Source organism: Streptomyces sp. Root431 (assembly GCF_001426585.1).
GTDB classification, from domain to species: domain Bacteria; phylum Actinomycetota; class Actinomycetes; order Streptomycetales; family Streptomycetaceae; genus Streptomyces; species Streptomyces stackebrandtii.
Genome location: NZ_LMEI01000008.1, coordinates 223,990 through 241,998, shown reverse-complemented (window position 1 = coordinate 241,998; position 18,009 = coordinate 223,990). Strand labels below are relative to the sequence as shown.

The 18,009-nt window shown below is 72.0% G+C and carries 18 protein-coding genes; 5 read left to right on the top strand and 13 right to left on the bottom strand.

What is annotated here, in order from left to right; genetic code table 11:
• Window positions 1–44: 44 nt before the first annotated feature.
• From hisF to hisD, 8 genes are read right to left on the bottom strand one after another with little or no spacing between them, the layout of a single operon-like run.
• Window positions 45–800 (bottom strand): imidazole glycerol phosphate synthase subunit HisF, encoded by a 756-nt coding sequence (hisF, locus tag ASC82_RS12195; protein WP_056645701.1) that lies wholly within the window; start codon window positions 798–800, stop codon window positions 45–47.
• Complete coding sequence (locus tag ASC82_RS12190) at window positions 797–1,198, bottom strand: RidA family protein (protein WP_056645698.1); 402 nt, start codon at window positions 1,196–1,198, stop codon at window positions 797–799. The genes hisF and ASC82_RS12190 overlap by 4 nt, the downstream gene beginning before the upstream one ends.
• On the bottom strand, window positions 1,195–1,926 hold the full coding sequence (gene priA, locus ASC82_RS12185) for a bifunctional 1-(5-phosphoribosyl)-5-((5-phosphoribosylamino)methylideneamino)imidazole-4-carboxamide isomerase/phosphoribosylanthranilate isomerase PriA (protein WP_056645695.1): 732 nt from the start codon (window positions 1,924–1,926) through the stop codon (window positions 1,195–1,197). Before priA ends, ASC82_RS12190 begins: the two co-directional genes overlap by 4 nt.
• Window positions 1,927–1,928: 2 nt before the next feature.
• Window positions 1,929–2,579, bottom strand: a complete 651-nt coding sequence (gene hisH / locus ASC82_RS12180; RefSeq protein WP_056646361.1) for an imidazole glycerol phosphate synthase subunit HisH — start codon at window positions 2,577–2,579, stop codon at window positions 1,929–1,931.
• Window positions 2,576–2,740, bottom strand: a complete 165-nt coding sequence (locus ASC82_RS30615) for a hypothetical protein (protein ID WP_056645693.1) — start codon at window positions 2,738–2,740, stop codon at window positions 2,576–2,578. Before ASC82_RS30615 ends, hisH begins: the two co-directional genes overlap by 4 nt.
• A gap of 2 nt (window positions 2,741–2,742) precedes the next feature.
• Window positions 2,743–3,336: an imidazoleglycerol-phosphate dehydratase HisB gene (hisB, locus tag ASC82_RS12170; RefSeq protein ID WP_015032911.1), complete on the bottom strand. Its 594-nt coding sequence runs from the start codon at window positions 3,334–3,336 to the stop codon at window positions 2,743–2,745.
• Entirely contained in the window at window positions 3,333–4,457 is a 1,125-nt protein-coding gene (locus ASC82_RS12165; protein ID WP_242427639.1) for a histidinol-phosphate transaminase, read from the bottom strand. Before ASC82_RS12165 ends, hisB begins: the two co-directional genes overlap by 4 nt.
• Window positions 4,454–5,797, bottom strand: a complete 1,344-nt coding sequence (gene hisD, locus ASC82_RS12160; RefSeq protein ID WP_056645689.1) for a histidinol dehydrogenase — start codon at window positions 5,795–5,797, stop codon at window positions 4,454–4,456. The genes ASC82_RS12165 and hisD overlap by 4 nt, the downstream gene beginning before the upstream one ends.
• Before the next feature lie 161 nt (window positions 5,798–5,958).
• On the opposite strand from hisD, the gene ASC82_RS12155 reads away from it, so the two are divergent.
• From ASC82_RS12155 to ybaK, 4 genes are all read left to right on the top strand, one after another.
• On the top strand, window positions 5,959–7,581 hold the full coding sequence (locus ASC82_RS12155) for a hypothetical protein (protein ID WP_056645687.1): 1,623 nt from the start codon (window positions 5,959–5,961) through the stop codon (window positions 7,579–7,581).
• Between the two features lie 161 nt (window positions 7,582–7,742).
• Window positions 7,743–8,783 carry a hypothetical protein gene (locus ASC82_RS12150; protein WP_056645685.1) on the top strand — a complete coding sequence of 347 codons (1,041 nt, stop codon included), beginning with the start codon at window positions 7,743–7,745 and terminating at the stop codon, window positions 8,781–8,783.
• Window positions 8,784–8,794: 11 nt separating this feature from the next.
• Window positions 8,795–9,532, top strand: coding sequence for an LON peptidase substrate-binding domain-containing protein (locus ASC82_RS12145; RefSeq protein ID WP_024757922.1), 738 nt, complete (start codon window positions 8,795–8,797; stop codon window positions 9,530–9,532).
• A gap of 13 nt (window positions 9,533–9,545) precedes the next feature.
• Entirely contained in the window at window positions 9,546–10,043 is a 498-nt protein-coding gene (gene ybaK, locus ASC82_RS12140) for a Cys-tRNA(Pro) deacylase (protein ID WP_056645682.1), read from the top strand.
• 27 nt (window positions 10,044–10,070) lie between these two features.
• Here ybaK and ASC82_RS12135 read toward each other — a convergent pair whose 3' ends face one another.
• The 4 genes from ASC82_RS12135 to ASC82_RS12120 all read right to left on the bottom strand — a co-directional run bounded on the left by ASC82_RS12135 (window position 10,071) and on the right by ASC82_RS12120 (window position 13,980).
• Window positions 10,071–10,727 carry a hypothetical protein gene (locus ASC82_RS12135; protein WP_056645681.1) on the bottom strand — a complete coding sequence of 219 codons (657 nt, stop codon included), beginning with the start codon at window positions 10,725–10,727 and terminating at the stop codon, window positions 10,071–10,073.
• A gap of 34 nt (window positions 10,728–10,761) precedes the next feature.
• The gene (locus tag ASC82_RS12130; RefSeq protein ID WP_056645679.1) at window positions 10,762–11,589 is read right to left on the bottom strand and encodes an ABC transporter permease; all 828 of its coding nucleotides are present in this window, start codon (window positions 11,587–11,589) and stop codon (window positions 10,762–10,764) included.
• 106 nt (window positions 11,590–11,695) lie between these two features.
• Window positions 11,696–12,667, bottom strand: a complete 972-nt coding sequence (locus ASC82_RS12125; protein ID WP_199862527.1) for an ABC transporter ATP-binding protein — start codon at window positions 12,665–12,667, stop codon at window positions 11,696–11,698.
• Window positions 12,668–12,687: 20 nt separating this feature from the next.
• The gene (locus ASC82_RS12120) at window positions 12,688–13,980 is read right to left on the bottom strand and encodes an NYN domain-containing protein (RefSeq protein WP_056645673.1); all 1,293 of its coding nucleotides are present in this window, start codon (window positions 13,978–13,980) and stop codon (window positions 12,688–12,690) included.
• 241 nt (window positions 13,981–14,221) lie between these two features.
• On the opposite strand from ASC82_RS12120, the gene ASC82_RS30610 reads away from it, so the two are divergent.
• The gene (locus ASC82_RS30610; RefSeq protein WP_199862517.1) at window positions 14,222–14,395 is read left to right on the top strand and encodes a hypothetical protein; all 174 of its coding nucleotides are present in this window, start codon (window positions 14,222–14,224) and stop codon (window positions 14,393–14,395) included.
• Window positions 14,396–14,469: 74 nt separating this feature from the next.
• Here the strand turns inward: ASC82_RS30610 and dnaE are convergent, their stop codons facing one another.
• The gene (gene dnaE, locus ASC82_RS12115; RefSeq protein WP_056645671.1) at window positions 14,470–18,009 is read right to left on the bottom strand and encodes a DNA polymerase III subunit alpha; all 3,540 of its coding nucleotides are present in this window, start codon (window positions 18,007–18,009) and stop codon (window positions 14,470–14,472) included.

Below are 18,009 nucleotides of genomic sequence, written 5' to 3'. Positions count from 1 at the left end.
GAGGAAGACGAAGGGCCCCCGTGGGGGCCCTTCTTGACGACCGCTCAGCGGACCGGGTGGCCCGCCTCCCGCAGTGCGTCCTTGACCTGCGAGATCCGCAGATCGCCGAAGTGGAAGACCGAGGCGGCGAGCACCGCGTCCGCGCCCGCCGCGACGGCCGGCGGGAAGTCGGAGAGCTTGCCGGCGCCGCCGGAGGCGATCACCGGGACCGTGACGTGCTTGCGCACGGCCGCGATCATCTCGGTGTCGTAGCCGTCCTTGGTGCCGTCCGCGTCCATCGAGTTGAGCAGGATCTCGCCCGCGCCCAGCTCGGCGGCCCGGTGCGCCCACTCGACGGCGTCGATGCCGGTGCCCCGGCGCCCGCCGTGCGTGGTGACCTCGAAGGAGCCCGACCCGGTGCGGCGCGCGTCCACGGAGAGGACGAGCACCTGGCGGCCGAAGCGCTCCGCGATCTCCTGGATCAGCTCGGGGCGCTCGATGGCGGCGGTGTTGACGCCCACCTTGTCGGCCCCGGCCCGCAGCAGCTTGTCGACGTCCTCGGCCGAGCGGACCCCGCCGCCCACGGTGAGCGGGATGAAGACCTGCTCAGCGGTGCGGCGCACCACGTCGTAGGTCGTCTCGCGGTTCCCGGAGGAGGCGGTGATGTCGAGGAAGGTCAGCTCGTCGGCGCCCTCGGCGTCGTACAGCTTGGCCATCTCGACGGGGTCGCCCGCGTCGCGCAGGTTCTGGAAGTTGACGCCCTTGACGACCCGGCCGTTGTCCACGTCCAGGCAGGGGATCACGCGTACGGCGAGGCTCATGCGGACACCTCCGCCCGGTACGCCTCGACCTCGACCTCGACGACCAGGCTGGGGTCGACGAAACCGGAGACGATGATCATCGACGCGGCCGGGCGGACGGCGTCGAACAGCTCCTTGTGGGCGCGGCCGACCTCGTCCACGTCCCGGGCGTGGGTGATGTACATCCGGGTGCGGACGACGTCCTCCGGACCCAGGCCGAGCTGCTCCAGGGCGGCGAAGGCCACGTTGAAGGAGTTCACCGTCTGGTCGTACGGGCCTCCGCCGGCGATCTGGCCGCCGATCACCGAGGTGCAGCCGGCGACGAGGACCAGGCCGTTCGGCAGCTCCACGGCACGGGAGTAGCCGAACTGCTCCTCCCAGGGGGCGCCGGTGACGACCTTCTTCACGCCGTCGGTCATGCGGAAGCCACCGCCGCCAGCGCCTCTTCCAGGGTGAAGGCCTCGGCGTAGAGCGCCTTGCCGACGATCGCGCCCTCGACGCCCAGCGGCACGAGGCCGGACAGGGCCCGCAGGTCGTCCAGGGAGGAGACGCCGCCGGAGGCGACGACGGGCTTGTCGGTGGCCGCGCAGACGTTCTTCAGGAGCTCCAGGTTGGGGCCCTGGAGGGTGCCGTCCTTGGCGATGTCGGTGACGACGTAGCGGGCGCAGCCCTCGGAGTCGAGGCGGGCCATCGTCTCGTACAGGTCGCCGCCGTCGCGGGTCCAGCCGCGGCCGCGCAGCGTCGTGCCGCGCACGTCGAGGCCGACGGCGATCTTGTCGCCGAACTCGGCGATGACCTTGGCGACCCACTCGGGGGTCTCCAGGGCGGCGGTGCCGAGGTTGACGCGGGTGCAGCCGGTGGCGAGCGCCGCGGCGAGCGAGGCGTCGTCGCGGATGCCGCCGGAGAGCTCCACCTTGATGTCCATGGCCTGTGCGACCTCGGCGATCAGCGCGCGGTTGTCACCGGTGCCGAAGGCGGCGTCGAGGTCGACCAGGTGCAGCCACTCGGCGCCCGAGCTCTGCCAGGCGAGGGCGGCCTGGAGCGGAGAGCCGTAGGAGGTCTCGCTGCCGGACTCGCCGTGCACGAGACGGACCGCCTGACCGTCGCGGACGTCGACGGCGGGGAGGAGTTCAAGCTTCTGAGCCATGATCAGAGGGTCTCGATCCAATTGGTGAGGAGCTGGGCTCCGGCGTCGCCGGACTTCTCGGGGTGGAACTGGGTGGCCCACAGGGCGCCGTTCTCGACGGCCGCGACGAAGGGCTCGCCGTGGGTGGCCCAGGTGACCTTGGGGGCGCGGATGTTCTTGTTGCCGACCTCGAGGGTCCAGTCGCGCACCGCGTAGGAGTGCACGAAGTAGAACCGGGCGTCGGCGTCGAGGTCCGCGAACATCTCGGTGTCCTGCGGCGCGTCGACCGTGTTCCAGCCCATGTGGGGGACGACGGGGGCGTTCAACGGCTCGACCGTACCGGGCCACTCGTCGAGGCCCTCGCTCTCCACGCCGTGCTCGATGCCGCGGGCGAAGAGGATCTGCATGCCGACGCAGATGCCCATGACGGGGCGGCCGCCGGAGAGCCGGCGGCCGACGATCCAGTCGCCGCGGGCCGCCTTGAGGCCGTCCATGCAGGCGGAGAAGGCGCCGACGCCGGGGACGAGGAGTCCGTCGGCGTTCATGGCCTTGTCGTAGTCGCGGGTGATCTCGACGTCGGCGCCGACCCGGGCGAGCGCGCGCTCGGCGGAGCGGATGTTGCCGAAGCCGTAGTCGAAGACGACGACCTTCTTGGGGCTGCCGGTCACGCTCATGACCACACGTCCAGCCGCATCACTCCGGCGGCGAGCGACAGCGCTGCGCCGAAGGCGACGAGCACGATGAGGCCCTTGGGCATCTGCTGCTTCACGAACGAGTAGATGCCGCCGAGCAGGAACAGCCCGACGACGATGAGAATGGTGGAGAGGCCGTTCACGGTTAGAGCGCGCCCTTCGTGGAGGGGAGGATTCCGGCGGCGCGCGGGTCGCGCTCCGAGGCGTAGCGCAGGGCGCGGGCGAAGGCCTTGAACTGGCACTCCACGATGTGGTGGGCGTTGCGCCCGTACGGGACGTGGATGTGCAGCGCGATCTGGGCCTGCGCGACGAAGGACTCGAAGATGTGCCGGGTCATCGTCGTGTCGTACGAGCCGATCATCGGCGCCATGTTCTCGGGCTCGGTGTGCACGAGGTACGGACGGCCGGAGAGGTCGACGGTCACCTGGGCGAGCGACTCGTCCAGCGGGACGGTGCAGTTGCCGAAGCGGTAGATGCCGACCTTGTCGCCGAGGGCCTGCTTGAAGGCGGCGCCGAGGGCGAGGGCGGTGTCCTCGATGGTGTGGTGCGAGTCGATGTGCAGGTCGCCGTCGGTCTTGACCGTGAGGTCGAACAGACCGTGGCGGCCGAGCTGGTCGAGCATGTGGTCGTAGAAGCCGACCCCGGTCGACACGTCGACCTTTCCGGTGCCGTCGAGGTCGATCTCGACGACGACGGAGGTCTCCTTGGTGGTGCGCTCAACGCGGCCTACGCGGCTCATCGCTTCTGCTCCTTCATCAGTTCACGGACCGCGTCGAGGAACGCGTCGTTCTCTTCGGGGGTGCCGGCGGTGACCCGCAGCCATCCCGGTACGCCGTTGTCCCGGACCAGGACGCCCCGGTCGAGGATCCGCTGCCAGGCCGCGTGCGTGTCGGGGAACTTCCCGAACTGCACGAAGTTGGCGTCCGAGTCGGTGACCTCGCAGCCGATCCCGCGCAGCTCGGTGACGAGCCGGTCGCGCTCGGCCTTGAGCTGCTCGACGTACCCGAGGAGGGTTTCGGTGTGCTCCAGGGCGGCGAGCGCGGTGGCCTGGGTGACGGCGGAGAGGTGGTACGGCAGCCGGACCAGCTGGACGGCGTCGACGACGGCCGGGTGCGCGGCGAGGTAGCCGAGGCGCAGTCCGGCGGCGCCGAAGGCCTTGGACATGGTCCGGGAGACCACCAGGTTCGGCCGGCCCTCGATGAGGGGCAGCAGCGAGTCGCGGTGGCTGAACTCCACGTACGCCTCGTCCACGACCACGATCGAGGGCTTGGCCGCCTGGGCCGCCTCGTACAGGGCGAGGACGGTGTCGGCTCCGACCGCGGTGCCGGTGGGGTTGTTGGGCGAGGTGATGAACACGACGTCGGGCCGGTTCTCGGCGATCGCCGCGACGGCGGCCGCCACGTCGATGGTGAAGTCCTCGTTGCGGGGGCCGGAGATCCAGCCGGTGCCGGTGCCGCGGGCGATCAGGGCGTGCATCGAGTACGAGGGCTCGAAGCCGATCGCGGTACGGCCGGGGCCGCCGAAGGTCTGCAGCAGCTGCTGGAGGACCTCGTTGGAGCCGTTGGCCGCCCAGACGTTCTCGAAGGCGACCGGGTGCTTGCCGGTGCGGGAGAGGTAGCGGGCGAGCTCGGTGCGCAGCTCGACCGCGTCCCGGTCGGGATAGCGGTTGAGGCCGCGGGCGGCCTCGGCGACCCGCTCCGCGATCCGGGCCACGAGCGGCTCGGGCAGCGGGTAGGGGTTCTCGTTGGTGTTCAACTGGACGGGGACGTGGAGCTGCGGCGCGCCGTACGGGGACTTGCCGCGCAGCTCGTCGCGGACGGGGAGCTCGTCCCAGGGGGATCGATCGCTGGTTCCGGTCACTTGGTCTCCGGCACCTTCCATCCGAACCTCGCCTTGATCGCGGCGCCGTGGGCCGGCAGGTCCTCGGCCTCGGCCAGGGTCACCACGTGGTGGGCGACGTCCGCGAGGGCGTCGCGCGTGTAGTCCACGATGTGCACGCCGCGCAGGAACGACTGCACGGAGAGGCCCGAGGAGTGGCAGGCACAGCCGCCGGTGGGCAGTACGTGGTTGGAGCCGGCGCAGTAGTCGCCGAGCGATACGGGGGCCCAGGGGCCGACGAAGATCGCGCCGGCGTTGCGGACGCGGTCGGCGACGGCGGCCGCGTCGGCGGTCTGGATCTCCAGGTGCTCCGCGCCGTACGCGTCGACGACCTTGAGGCCGTCGGCCAGGTCGCGGACGAGGACGATCGCGGACTGCCGGCCGGCGAGCGCCGGGACGATCCGGTCGTCGACGTGCTTGGAGGCGGCGACCTGCGTCTTCAGCTCGGCCTCGGTGGCGGCGGCCAGCTCGTCCGAGTCGGTGACGAGGACGGAGGCGGCCATGGGGTCGTGCTCGGCCTGGCTGATGAGGTCGGCGGCGACGTGCACGGGGTCGGCGGTGGAGTCCGCGAGGATCGCGATCTCCGTGGGGCCGGCCTCGGCGTCGATGCCGATGCGGCCCTTGAGGAGGCGCTTGGCGGCGGCCACGTAGATGTTGCCGGGGCCGGTCACCAGGTTCACGGGGGCGCAGCCGGGCTCGTCGGCGGTCCCCTCGGTGCCGTACGCGAACATGGCGATGGCCTGGGCGCCGCCGGCCGCGTACACCTCGTCGACGCCGAGCAGGGCACAGGCTGCGAGGATCGTCGGGTGCGGCAGTCCGCCGAACTCCTTCTGCGGGGGCGAGGCGACGGCCACGCCCTCGACGCCGGCCTCCTGTGCCGGGACGACGTTCATCACGACGGAGGACGGGTAGACGGAGCGGCCGCCCGGCACGTACAGGCCGACGCGCTCGACGGGGATCCACTTCTCGGTGACCGTGCCGCCGGGGACGACGTGGCTGGTGTGCGTGGTGCGGCGCTGCTCGCGGTGGACGAGGCGGGCGCGCCGGATGGACTCCTCCAGGGCGGCCCGGACGGCCGGGTCGAGCTCTTCGAGGGCCCGGGCGATCGCCTCGGCGGGCACGCGGAGGCTCGCGATCCGCACGCCGTCGAATTTCTCCCCGTAGTCGATCACTGCCGCCGCGCCATGATGCCGGACGTCCTCGCAGATCGGCCGCACCGTCTCCAGGGCGGCTTCCACGTCGAACTCGGCACGGGGCAGCAGGTCGCGCAGGGCGGCACCCTCGGGGAGGGTCTCGCCGCGCAGATCGATTCGAGAGATCACGGGTCAATTCTCGCAGACGGCTCCACGGCACCGGACGCCCGTATCACTGGCTGATACACGCCACAGTGGCGTCTTGTCGCCACACCTGACCGTTAGCGTTCAGCCCGTCACACAGCGGGAAGAACGGCTGTGCGAATCCACGGGGAAAGCGAGGGGGCGGCGTGACCGAGCCGCACGAGGACGGGATGCCCGACGGCCTGACGGGCCCGGAGCGGGCCGTCTGGCGGGCGTTCCGGATCGGCAGGACCTGCGATCTGACGGAGGGGATCGCCGAGCGGGACGACCCGTTCGGCACACGCGAGTGGGGCCCGGAGCGGAGCGTCCGCGCGGACGTCGTGGCGCTGCTCCTGCTCGACGGGCCGCAGGCCCGGTCCGGGCGGGTGGCCGCGCTGAAGCTGCGCGGGGTGCGGATCACCGGGGTGCTCAATCTGGCGGGCGGGACGATAGGGCCGTACGTGGAGCTGCACGGCTGCCGCTTCGACGGCGAGGTCGTGCTCCCCGAGGCCCAGTTCGGCACCTTGCGGATGGTCGCCTGCGCCATGCCGCGCCTGGAGGCGGCCCGGCTGCACACGACGGGCGATCTGCACCTGCCGCGCTGCCGCGTGGCGCGCGGCATCCGGCTCACGGACGCGCAGATCGGCACGGACCTGCTCATCAACCAGATCCAGGTGTGGCCGGACCGGCGCGGGCGGGCGATCACGGCCGACGGGATGGTCGTCGCCCAGGACCTCCAGGCCGAGCTGATCGAGACGCACGGAGAGCTGAGCCTGCGCGGGGCGAAGGTCGGCGTCTCGCTCAGCCTGCGGGGCAGCGTGCTCCGCGGGGCGCAGCAGCGCCGCGCGCTCAACGCCCCGCAGCTGACGGTGGAGCGCTCGCTCTACCTGAACGCGGCTTGGGTGTACGAGGAGACGGAGACCTCGGGAAACACGGGAAACACAGCCAACTCGACGGCCACCCCGCCGTACGGCGTGACGCCCGCCCAGGGCACCCGGCGCAAGCCCGTGGAGTGCCACGGCGGCGTCCGCCTCGACGACGGCCGGTTCGGCGACGCGGTGGACCTGCACAGCGCCCGGTTCCTGCTGAACGGCTCGCGCCGGGAGGAGGTGTCCCTGCGCCGGATCGCCACCCCGGAGCTGCGGTTCAACGGCGAGCGCCCGGAGGAGGGGCGGGTCGTGCTCAACGGCGCCAGGATCGTCACGCTGATCGACCTGTCGACCAGCTGGCCGGGCCCCGGCGGCCTGGCGATGGGCGGGTTCGTCTACGAGAACCTCGTGCCGTACGGGCACTTCCCGCTGGCGCGGCGGCTCGAATGGGTCGCGGCGGCGACCCCGGAGTACGCCCCCGAGCCGTACGAGCGCCTGGCGACGGTCCTGCGCAACAGCGGGGAGGACGCGGACGCGCGCGAGGTGCTGCTCGCCAAGCAGCGGCGCCGGCGGGAGACGCTGCCGCTGGCGGGGAAGCTGTGGGGCTTCGTCCAGGACTGGACGGTGGCGTACGGCTACCGGCCGGGCCGGGCCGCGCTGTGGATGGCGGTCCTGTGGGCGGCGGGCACGGTGGCCTTCTCGCACTACCGCCCGGTCCCGCTCAAGGCGGAAGAGGCCCCCGCCTGGAACGGGACGCTGTACGCGCTGGACCTCCTGCTGCCGGTGATCAACCTCGGACAGGACGGCTACTGGCGCCTGGAGGGCGTCTGGCAGTGGGCGGCGGCGGTGCTGATACTGCTCGGCTGGATCCTGGCGACGACCGTGGCGGCGGGCGCGACGCGCCTCCTGCGCCGCGGCTGACGGCGCGGGCGGGGCGGGCGGGGCGGGCGAGAAGGCCTTCGCCGACGGCTTTGCGAGAGGCCGGGCCGGCCGCGATGTGAGGGGGCCGGGTGAGGTGGGGGTGAAAGGGCTGGGCAGATGGGCGCGAAACAGCACGACCCGGTGGGAAAATACGTCGCACCATGTCCTTCCTCCGCGCCGTGATCGGCGCCGTCCGATCGGCCCGGCACACCCCGCGGCTCGCCGCCGGGCTCGTGCCGGACGACGACGTGCTGCTCGACGCCCCGGACGAGCGGCTCGCCCCCGCCCTGGTCGCCGCCGCCCTGGCCGACCCGGAACCTGCCGCGAAGCTGCTCGCCACGACCCGGGACGCCGCCGAGTGGGAGGACCGCGACCGGTACGTCACCCGGCTCGCCACCTTCGCGTACAACAGGGGCGACTGGCTGGCGCACTGGCTCTCCGCCGCGCCCCGCGACCCCGACGCCCTGCTCGTCTCGGCGCAGCTCGCCGTCCGCCGGGCCTGGGAGTCCCCCGCCCGCGCCGAGCGGCTGCGCGAGCTCGACCCGCTGATCCGGACGATCACCGAGGAGGCACCGCACGACCCGGTGCCCTGGCGGCTCGCCCTGGACCACGCCCGCGGGGCGCACGCCGGCCACACGGTCTTCGAGACACTGTGGGAGCAGGCCGTGCGCCGCTCCCCGCACCACTACGGCAGCCACGTCGCCGCGCTGAAGTACCTCTCCGCGCAGTGGTACGGCTCGCACCGGGCCGCCTTCGACTTCGCCGAGCAGGCCGCCGACGACGCCGCTCCGGATTCGCTCGTGCGGGCACTCCCGGTCCGCGCGGCCTACGACCGGCTCCGGGCGCTGCCCAGGCCCGACCGTTCGGCGGCCGCGACGCGGCTCGACCGGGCGGCCGACCGGGCCCTCGCGCTGTCGGCCGTCTTCCCGACGGGCGACCCGTGGCCCGCGGAGGTCCGCAATCTGCTCGCGTACGTGCTGGTGGAGCGGGCGCGCTGGGAGGAGGCGCTGGACGAGTTCCGCCGGATCGGCGCGCACGCGACCTCCTTCCCGTGGGGGGCGCGGCAGGGCGCCGTGCAGGAGGATCCTCTGCGCCGGTTCCTGGCCGTACGGGACGTCGTACGGGCCGAGTCGGCCGGCCGGACGCCCCTCTGGAGGCCCGGAGACGGACGGGCCGGACGGGGCGGTCCCGGCGGCCATTAGGCTTGGCCGCTGTGACCACCGCTCGCCTGCCTCTCTTCCCGCTCAACGCGGTGCTGTTCCCTGGCCTCGTGCTGCCGCTGAACGTCTTCGAGGAGCGTTATCGCGCCATGATGCGGGAGCTGCTCACGATCGACGACACGGAGCCGCGCCGCTTCGCCGTCGTCGCGATCCGGGACGGCCGCGAGGTCGCGCCCACCGCTCCCGGGATGCCGGACCCGACGGCGCTGCCGGAGAAGGGGCCGGCGGCCGGCTTCGGCGCCGACCCGATCCAGGCCTTCCACCGGGTCGGCTGTATCGCCGACGCGGCGAGCATCCGCGAGCGCTCCAACGGCAGCTTCGAGGTCATGGCCACCGGGACGACCCGGGTGAAGCTCCTGTCGGTCGACGCGAGCGGGCCGTTCCTGGTCGCCGAGGTCGAGGAGATCCCGGAGGAGCGGGGCGAGGACGCGGGCACCCTCTCGGAGGGGGTGCTGCGGGCCTTCCGCAACTACCAGAAGCGGCTGGCGGGGGCGCGGGAGCGGTCGCTGACGACGAGCGACCTGCCGGACGACCCGTCGGTCGTGTCGTACCTGGTCGCGGCGGCCGCGGTGCTCGACACCCCGTCGAAGCAGCGGCTGCTCCAAGCGCCGGACACGGCGACGCGGCTACGGGAGGAGCTGGCGCTGCTGCGCGCGGAGACGGCGGTGCTGCGGCACCTGCCCTCGCTGCCGGCGGTCGATCTGACGCAGGGTCCGACGAACCCGAACTGAGAGCGAAGAGCGCGTGGCGAAGAAGCAGAAGAAGAACGGCGGGGGCACCCCGGCGACGGTCGCGCTGACCACGGCCGGGACCCCCTTCACCCTGCACGCGTACGAGCACGACCCGGCCTCCCCCTCGTACGGCGAGGAGGCGGCGGAGGCGCTGGGCGTCTCCCCCGACCGGGTCTTCAAGACGCTGGTGGCGGACGTCGACGGCGAGCTGACGGTCGCGGTGGTCCCGGTCGCGGGGCAGCTGGATCTGAAGGCGCTGGCCTCGGCGGTCGGCGGGAAGCGCGCGGCGATGGCGGACCCGGCCGCCGCGGAGCGCACGACGGGGTACGTCCGGGGCGGCATCTCGCCGCTGGGCCAGCGCAAGCGCCTGCGTACGGTCCTCGACGCCTCGGCCTCGGACCACGCGACGATCTGCATCTCGGCGGGCCGCCGCGGCCTGGAGGTCGAGCTCTCCCCCGCGGACCTGGCCGCCCTCACCTCGGCGGTCGTGGCGCCGATCGGCCGCGGCTGACCGTTCGGCGCCGGGGCCGCCCGGCGCTCAGAGCGACTTCGGCTCGGGCTGTGCCTGCTGCGGCTGCTGGGGCTGGTCCTGCGGCCCCCAGTAGTCCGGTTCCGGGTCGCGGGGGCCGAAGAGGGCCGTGAGCGCCAGGTGGACGATCATCGCGGCGAGCGGCCAGGCCAGCATCGCGGCCGCCGCCATGTTCAGTTCGAGCGGTGCCTCGAAGGTGACGTTGGGGCCGACGGCCTTCGCGTGGGCGACGACGTCCCGCTCCGGGCCGAAGTACGTCCCCACGCCCCAGGCGAGCAGGGATCCGAGGATGCCGCCGAGGGCCAGACCGAGCACGAGCGGCACGCCGCCCTCGCGGCGCCACAGGAAGACGACGAGCCCGGCGACCGCCCCGAAGGCCAGGGCGAGGAGGACGAACTTCCCGTCGGCGCCGATCGCCGACTCGCCCTCGGAGTCGCGCAGGAAGACGCCCTTGCCGTCCGAGATGAGCAGGACGCGCGGCGCGAGCCACAGCCACAGCAGGCCGAGCAGCGCACCCGTGACCGCGGAGACGAGGGCCACGACCCCGCCCCGTACGACCTCGGCCGCCGTGATCGGGTCCCCGTCGGGGCCGTACGGCGGCGGAGGCGGCGCGGGCCGGTCGGGGTCGTGCGGGGGCTGGTGAGGCGGAGTCAGAGGTGCGGTCACCCCGCCATCGTGCCAGGTGTGTCTGTGGCCCGCCTCAGCGGACGGCGGCCCGCCGGTACGCCCAGGTGGCGACGGCCAGGGAGACCACGCCGACCGCCCCGCAGACGGCGAGGTCGAGGCCGACGGCCACCCAGTCCGGGTGCGGGTCGAAGGTACGGGCCAGGGCCTCCACGCCGTACGTCGACGGCAGCAGGTCCCGCGCCCAGACGATGGGCTCCGGCAGCCGCTCGGGCGGGAGCACGCCGAGGAGCAGCGCCGCCGACATGCCGAGCTGGCCGAGGAGCGTGGCGATCTCCTGCCGGGGCGCGAGGAGGCCGAGGGCGGCGCCGAGTCCGGCGAGCGCCGCCCCGGCGAGCGGGACGACGGCGCCGAGGATCCACAGCTGGCCGAGGGGCAGCCCGAAGAGCACGGAACCGGCGACGGCGGTGACGACGGTCCCGGGCACGGTGAAGGAGGCGTACGCGCCGGCCGCGCCGAGCACGACGGCCGCCGGCGGCACGGGCAGGGTGGCGTAGTGGTCGAGGCCGCCGCTGGCCCGCAGCTGCCCGAAGTACTGGGCGAGCAGGTTGAGCGCGACGAAGGCGACGACGAGGACCGTGGAGCCGGCCACGACGGCCCGCGCCTCGGAGCCGCCGTCGACGACCCCGCGCATCAGGACCATGATCCCGATCGACTGGAAGGTGGCCACGAAGAGCAGCGGGATGCGGGCCACGCGGGCGCGCGAGAGCTGCGCGCGGTAGACGGCGGCCAGGGAGGGCAGCAGCCGGGCGCGCGGGGCGAGGGGCGCCGCGCCGTCCTCGGCGTCGTGCGACCGGACGGGGAGCGCGCCGGTCGGCAGGGCCTCGGCGGGCACGGTGCTCACTGCGTACAGCTCCTGACGGTCACGTACGGAACGCGGGGACCACGGGAAAGGAGGGGACCACGGGATACGAGGGGACTGCGGGGGCCCGGGGAGGGACGGACGGGGCTCATGCCTTCACCAGTCCCTCGGTCGCGCCGCCCAGTGCGAGGTACACGTCCTCCAGGCTGGGCGTGGCCAGGGTGAAGTCGTCGAGCGCGGTGAAGGCGGCCCCGCCGGTGACGGTGGCGACGGCCGCGCGGGCGGCGTCGGGGGCGAGCCGGAGGATCCAGCGGCGTCCGGTCTCCTGGGCGAGTCCGCGCAGTGCGGCGACCTCGGGCAGCTGGAGCGGCGGCGCCTCGCGCCACACCAGCTCGACGCGGACCTCGCCCGCGACGCGTTCCTTGAGTCCGGCCGGGGTGTCGCAGGCGATGACCCTGCCGCGGTCGAGGACGGCGACGCGGTCGAGGACGGTCTCGGCCTCGATGACGTTGTGGGTGACGAGCAGCACGGTGGTGCCGTGCTCGGCGCGCCGCCGGTCGACCGCGGCCCAGACGGCGCGGCGGGCGACGGGGTCCATGCCGGTGGTGGGCTCGTCGAGGACGAGGACGGGCCGTCGGCCGACGAGCGCGGTGGCGAGGCAGGCGAGGCGCCGCTGACCGCCGGAGAGCTTCTTGAGGGGGCGGCCGGCGAGCGGGGTGAGGCCGAGCTCCTCCAGGACGGCGTCGCGCTCGGCGCGCGCGTCGTGGGCGGCGAGCCCGCGCAGGCGTCCGGTGGTCTCGGCGGCGAGGGAGACGGTCAGCTCGTCGAGGGCGGTGGACTCCTGGCCGAGGTAGGCGAGGAGCCGGGCCGCCCGCTCGGGGTGGCGCACCAGGTCGTGGCCGAGGAGCTCGACGGAGCCGGAGTCGGGACGCATGAGTCCGGTGAGCTGGCGGACGAGGGTGGACTTGCCGGCTCCATTGGGTCCGAGCAGGCCGAAGATCTCGCCGCCGCGCACGTCGAGGCTGATCCCGTCGGTGGCCCGCACCTCGGGTGCCGCGGGCGCACCGCGCCTGCCGCGCGTGGCGGGGTACGTCTTGACCAGATCCCGCACCACGCACACCGTACTCACGGGGGAAGAGCCTACGGGGTCGCCGGGCCCGCTCCGGGCGCGGGGGCGTGTTCGGCGGCGGCACGGACGTCGATCTCGCGCCAGAAGCCGGCCCGGATGGCGTACCGGTCGTGCTCGTCGATCTGGTCGTCCTTGTGGGCGAGCAGGCCGAAACGTGCCGCGTAGCGGAGGAGTTCGCCGTCGATGCGGTGCGGGATGCGGGGGTAGAGGGTGGAGAGCTTCTGGACGTGGCTCTGTTCGGGGAGCCGTTCCATCCAGCGGCGGGCGAACACCTGTCCGACCTCGAACGGGTCGCCGCCGACGGTCGTGATGTCCTCCTCGCGGTCCGCCCAGCGCTGCTCGGCGCTGGTGAGCAGGGCGAGGGTGGGCAGCGAGGCGGTCTCCGCCGGTTCGCCGAGGGCAGTGGCCGGCCGGTCGATCCAGCCCCGGTCGGAGGACCAGCGGAGCGCGCTCGCGCCCTGCGGCACCGGCGCGAGCGGCCCGCCCGAGCCGTTGGGGCCGCGCAGTCCCGCCAGGTCCTTGGGCGTGGGGACGCCCTTGCCCGCGGCGGGGGCCGGGACGCCGTGGGCGTGCCCGTTGGTGGCGGGCGCCTCCGCGGAATCCGGTCCGCTCCCGTTCCGCGCCGACGCGGCGGCCTCGGCGGCCCGTTCGGCGGAGGCCGCGAGGGCGGCCTCGGGCAGCGGGGCCGAGAGGATGGCGGCGATCTCGGGGCGCGGGGCGGGCGGGGGCGCGCACATGCCGGTGAGGTCCCTGGCGCGGACGGCCCGGGTGATCCAGGTCCGGTCGAGGACCCGCCGCTCGTCGGCCTCGGCCACGAGGTCCTCGGACTGGTTGTAGTCGCCGTCGGCGGCCTGGACGGCCCACAGGTGGACGGCGACGCCGTGCTCCTTGGCGGACATCAGGCCGGGCAGCAGATCGCCGTCGCCGGTGACGAGCACGATGTCGGAGCAGGCCCTGTTCCGGGCGAGCTCGGTCAGCTCGGTGTGCATGGCCGCGTCGACGCCCTTCTGCGCCCAGCGTCCGTCGCTCCTGGTCAGGGCGCCGAGCCGGACGGTGACCCGGGGCATGACCCGCAGTCTGCGGTGCTCGGGCTGGGGCACCCGGTCGGGTGCGCCGTCGAACCAGTAGATCCGCAGGAGCGGCAGCGCGGTCTCGGCCTCGGCGCGTTCACGCAGCTGCTGGATGAGCGCGGCGTGGTCGACGGAGATCCTGGAGCGGGCCGGTTCCCCGGCGAGGAGACTGGCGGCGGCGCCCAGCAGGTAGCCGGCGTCCACCAGGACGACGCAGCGGTCCACGTGTTCCACCCTCTTTCGGGAACCTCGGGGTCGGACTCGGGGGTCGGAAGGTGCTCCGTATCTTCATCGTTCCCTTCGAGTCTGCCCGAAGGCCGGGTGCTTGACGGTCGGAACTGGATCATCGGCGTGGCGGATATCACTCCCGCCCCGCCCTTACGTTCCGTAATGATCCAAAATGCGGCCCCTTCGCCCGTGTGTGAATCTGACAGCGGCCCTGGCCCCTAGGTCCCTTTGAGGAGGCATCATCCCCATGGCCAAGAACCGCAAGCAGGACCGTATGCAGCAGAAGGCGTCGGCAGCGGAGCGCGGCGCCCAGCAGGCGCAGCAGTCCTCGATGGAACAGCAGGCCGAGCAGCGCTCCACCCAGGTGACTCCGGGTGACATGGCCCGGAAGGGCCGGCAGAAGCGCTTCGGTCACAACTGACGCGTAGGTACCGGAAGGGGCGCGCCCGTGACGACGGGCGCGCCCCTTCCGTGTGATGGGCCGTTCGGTGTCGGCTAGCCGGCCAGGCAGGACGGGCCGAGGAGCACCTTCAGGTCGCCGAAGAGCGCGGGGTCGGCCGTCACCCGGTGCCGGTCGAGCCGGAGCACGGTCGTGGTGCGGGGGCCCTGGAGCTTGATCCGCACCTCGGTGTTGCCCTTGTGGTGCTTGAGGATCTCGCCGAGCCTGCTGACCATCGGCGGGGTCACCTTCACCGTCGGGATGGTGAGGATCACCGGCGCGTTGGTCCCGGCGTTCGACAGGTCGGGGACCATCAGTTCCATGGCGACGAGCCGGGGCACGTCCTCGCGCTTGTCGAGCCGTCCCTTGACGAAGACGACCGTGTCCTCGACGAGCTGGGTGGAGACCAGCTGGTAGGTGGCGGGGAAGAACATGCACTCGATGGAGCCGGCCAGGTCCTCGACGGTGGCGATCGCCCAGGCGTTGCCCTGCTTGGTCATCTTGCGCTGGAGGCCCGAGATGATGCCGCCGATGGTGACGACCGCGCCGTCGCTGTGCTCGCCGCCGGTGAGCTGCGAGATCGCCGCGTCCGTCTTGTCGGACAGGACGTGCTCGATGCCGAAGAGCGGGTGGTCGGAGACGTAGAGGCCGAGCATCTCGCGCTCCTGGGCGAGCAGGTACGACTTCTCCCACTCGACGTCGGAGAACTCGACGTCCAGGCCGAAGCCGGGCTCGTCGCTGGTCTCCTCGCCCATGCCGCCGAAGAGGTCGAACTGTCCCTCGGCCTCCTTGCGCTTGACCGCCACCACGTTGTCGATCATCGGTTCGTGGTGGGCGACCATGCCCTTGCGGGTGTGGCCCATCTCGTCGAAGGCGCCGGCCTTGATCAGCGACTCGATGGTCCGCTTGTTGCAGACGACGGCCTCGACCTTGTCGAGGAAGTCGGGGAAGGTCGAGTACTTCCCCTTCGCCTTGCGCGACTTGATGATCGACTCGACGACGTTCGTGCCGACGTTCCGCACGGCGGAGAGGCCGAAGAGGATCACGTCGTCGCCCTGGGCGGCGAAGTTCGACTCGGACTCGTTCACGTTCGGCGGGAGGACCTTGATGCCCATGCGGCGGCACTCGTTGAGGTAGACCGCGGACTTGTCCTTGTCGTCCTTGACCGAGGTGAGCAGACCGGCCATGTACTCGGCGGGGTAGTTCGCCTTGAGGTAGGCGGTCCAGTAGGAGACCAGGCCGTACGCGGCGGAGTGCGCCTTGTTGAAGGCGTAGCCGGCGAAGGGGACCAGGACGTCCCAGAGCGCCTGGATGGCCTGGTCGCTGTAGCCGTTCTTCTTCGCACCCTCCTGGAAGATGACGAAGTTCTTCGCCAGCTCGTCGGGCTTCTTCTTGCCCATCACGCGGCGCAGGATGTCGGCCTCGCCGAGCGAGTACCCGGCGATGATCTGGGCGGCCTTCTGCACCTGCTCCTGGTACACGATGAGGCCGTAGGTGACCGCGAGCACCTCTTCGAGCGGCTTCTCCAGCTCGGGGTGGATCGGGGTGATCTCCTGCTGCTTGTTCTTGCGCAGGGCGTAGTTCGTGTGCGAGTTCATGCCCATCGGGCCCGGCCGGTACAGGGCCGAGACGGCGGAGATGTCTTCGAAGTTGTCGGGCTTCATCAGCCGCAGCAGCGACCGCATGGGGCCGCCGTCGAACTGGAAGACACCGAGCGTGTCACCGCGGCAGAGCAGTTCGTACGTCTTGGGGTCGTCCAGCGGCAGGGCGAGGAGGTCGAGCTCGATGCCCTTGTTGGCCTTCACCATCTTGACGGCGTCGTCCATGATCGTGAGGTTCCTGAGGCCCAGGAAGTCCATCTTGATCAGGCCGAGCGACTCGCACTGCGGGTAGTCCCACTGCGTGATGGTCACGCCGTCGGTGTGCCGCACCCAGATCGGCGCGTGCTCGACGATCGGCTCGCTGGACATGATCACGCCGGCCGCGTGCACGCCCATCTGCCGGACCAGGCCCTCGACGCCGCGGGCGGTGTCGATGACCTTCTTGACGTCCGGTTCGTTCTCGTACATCGCGCGGATCTCGCCGGCCTCGCTGTAGCGCGGGTGCGAGGGGTCGGTGATGCCGTTGAGGTCGATGCCCTTGCCGAGGACGTCGGCGGGCATGGCCTTGGTGAGCCGGTCGCCCATGGCGTAGGGGTAGCCGAGGACGCGCGCGGAGTCCTTGATGGCGTTCTTCGCCTTGATCTTGCCGTAGGTGCCGATCATGGCGACCTTGTCCGAGCCGTACTTCTCCGTCACGTACCGGATGACCTCGACGCGCCGACGCTCGTCGAAGTCGATGTCGACATCGGGCATGGAGATGCGCTCGGGGTTGAGGAAGCGCTCGAAGATCAGTCCGTGCGGGATCGGGTCGAGGTCGGTGATGCCCATGGCGTACGCGACGATCGAGCCGGCCGCGGAGCCTCGGCCGGGGCCCACGGCGATGCCCTGCTTCTTCGCCCACATGATGAAGTCGGCGACGACGAGGAAGTAGCCGGGGAAGCCCATCGAGATGATGGTGTCCATCTCGTACTCGACCTGCTTCATGCGGTCCTCGGGGATGCCCCCGGGGAAGCGGCGGTGCATGCCCCGCATGGTCTCCTCGCGGAACCAGGTGACGTCGGTGTACCCCTCCGGGATGTCGAACTTCGGCATGAGGTTCTTCTCGACGAACATGCCGTCGGTGTTGACCTGCTCCGCGACCAGGAGGGTGTTGCGGCAGCCCTCCTGCCAGGCGTCCGAGGAGTCGATGGCGTACATCTCGTCCGTGGACTTGAGGTAGTAGCCGGTGCCGTCGAAGCGGAAGCGGTCCGGGTCGGAGAGGTTCTTGCCGGTCTGGATGCACAGCAGGGCGTCGTGCGCGGTCGACTCGTGCGCGTACGTGTAGTGCGAGTCGTTCGTGACGAGCGGCGGGATGCCGAGCTTCTTGCCGATCTCCAGGAGCCCGTCGCGGACCCGGCGCTCGATCTCGATGCCGTGGTCCATCAGCTCCAGGAAGTACCGCTCCTTGCCGAAGATGTCCTGGTACTCGGAGGCGGCCTTCAGGGCCTCGTCGAACTGGCCGAGGCGGAGCCGGGTCTGCAGTTCGCCGGAGGGGCAGCCGGTGGAGGCGATGAGCCCCTCCGACCACTTGGAGATGGTCTCCTTGTCCATCCGGGGCCACTTCTGCAGCCAGCCCTCGGCGTACGCGTCGGAGGAGAGCTTGAAGAGGTTGTGCAGTCCGGTGGCGTTGGCCGCCCAGATCGTCTTGTGGGTGTAACCACCGGAACCGGAGACGTCGTCCCGCTTCTGGTGCGGCTGGCCCCACTGGATCTTGCGCTTGTTGCGCCGGGACTCGGGGGCGACGTACGCCTCGATGCCGATGATCGGGGTCACCCCGGCCTTCTTCGCGGAGTGGAAGAAGTCGTACGCCCCGTGCAGGTTGCCGTGGTCGGACATGGCGATATGGGTCATGCCCATCTCGTTGCACGCGTTGAACATGTCCTTGAGCCGCGCGGCACCGTCCAGCAGCGAGTACTGGGTGTGGACGTGGAGGTGCGTGAAGGGCGGCTTGGTCAC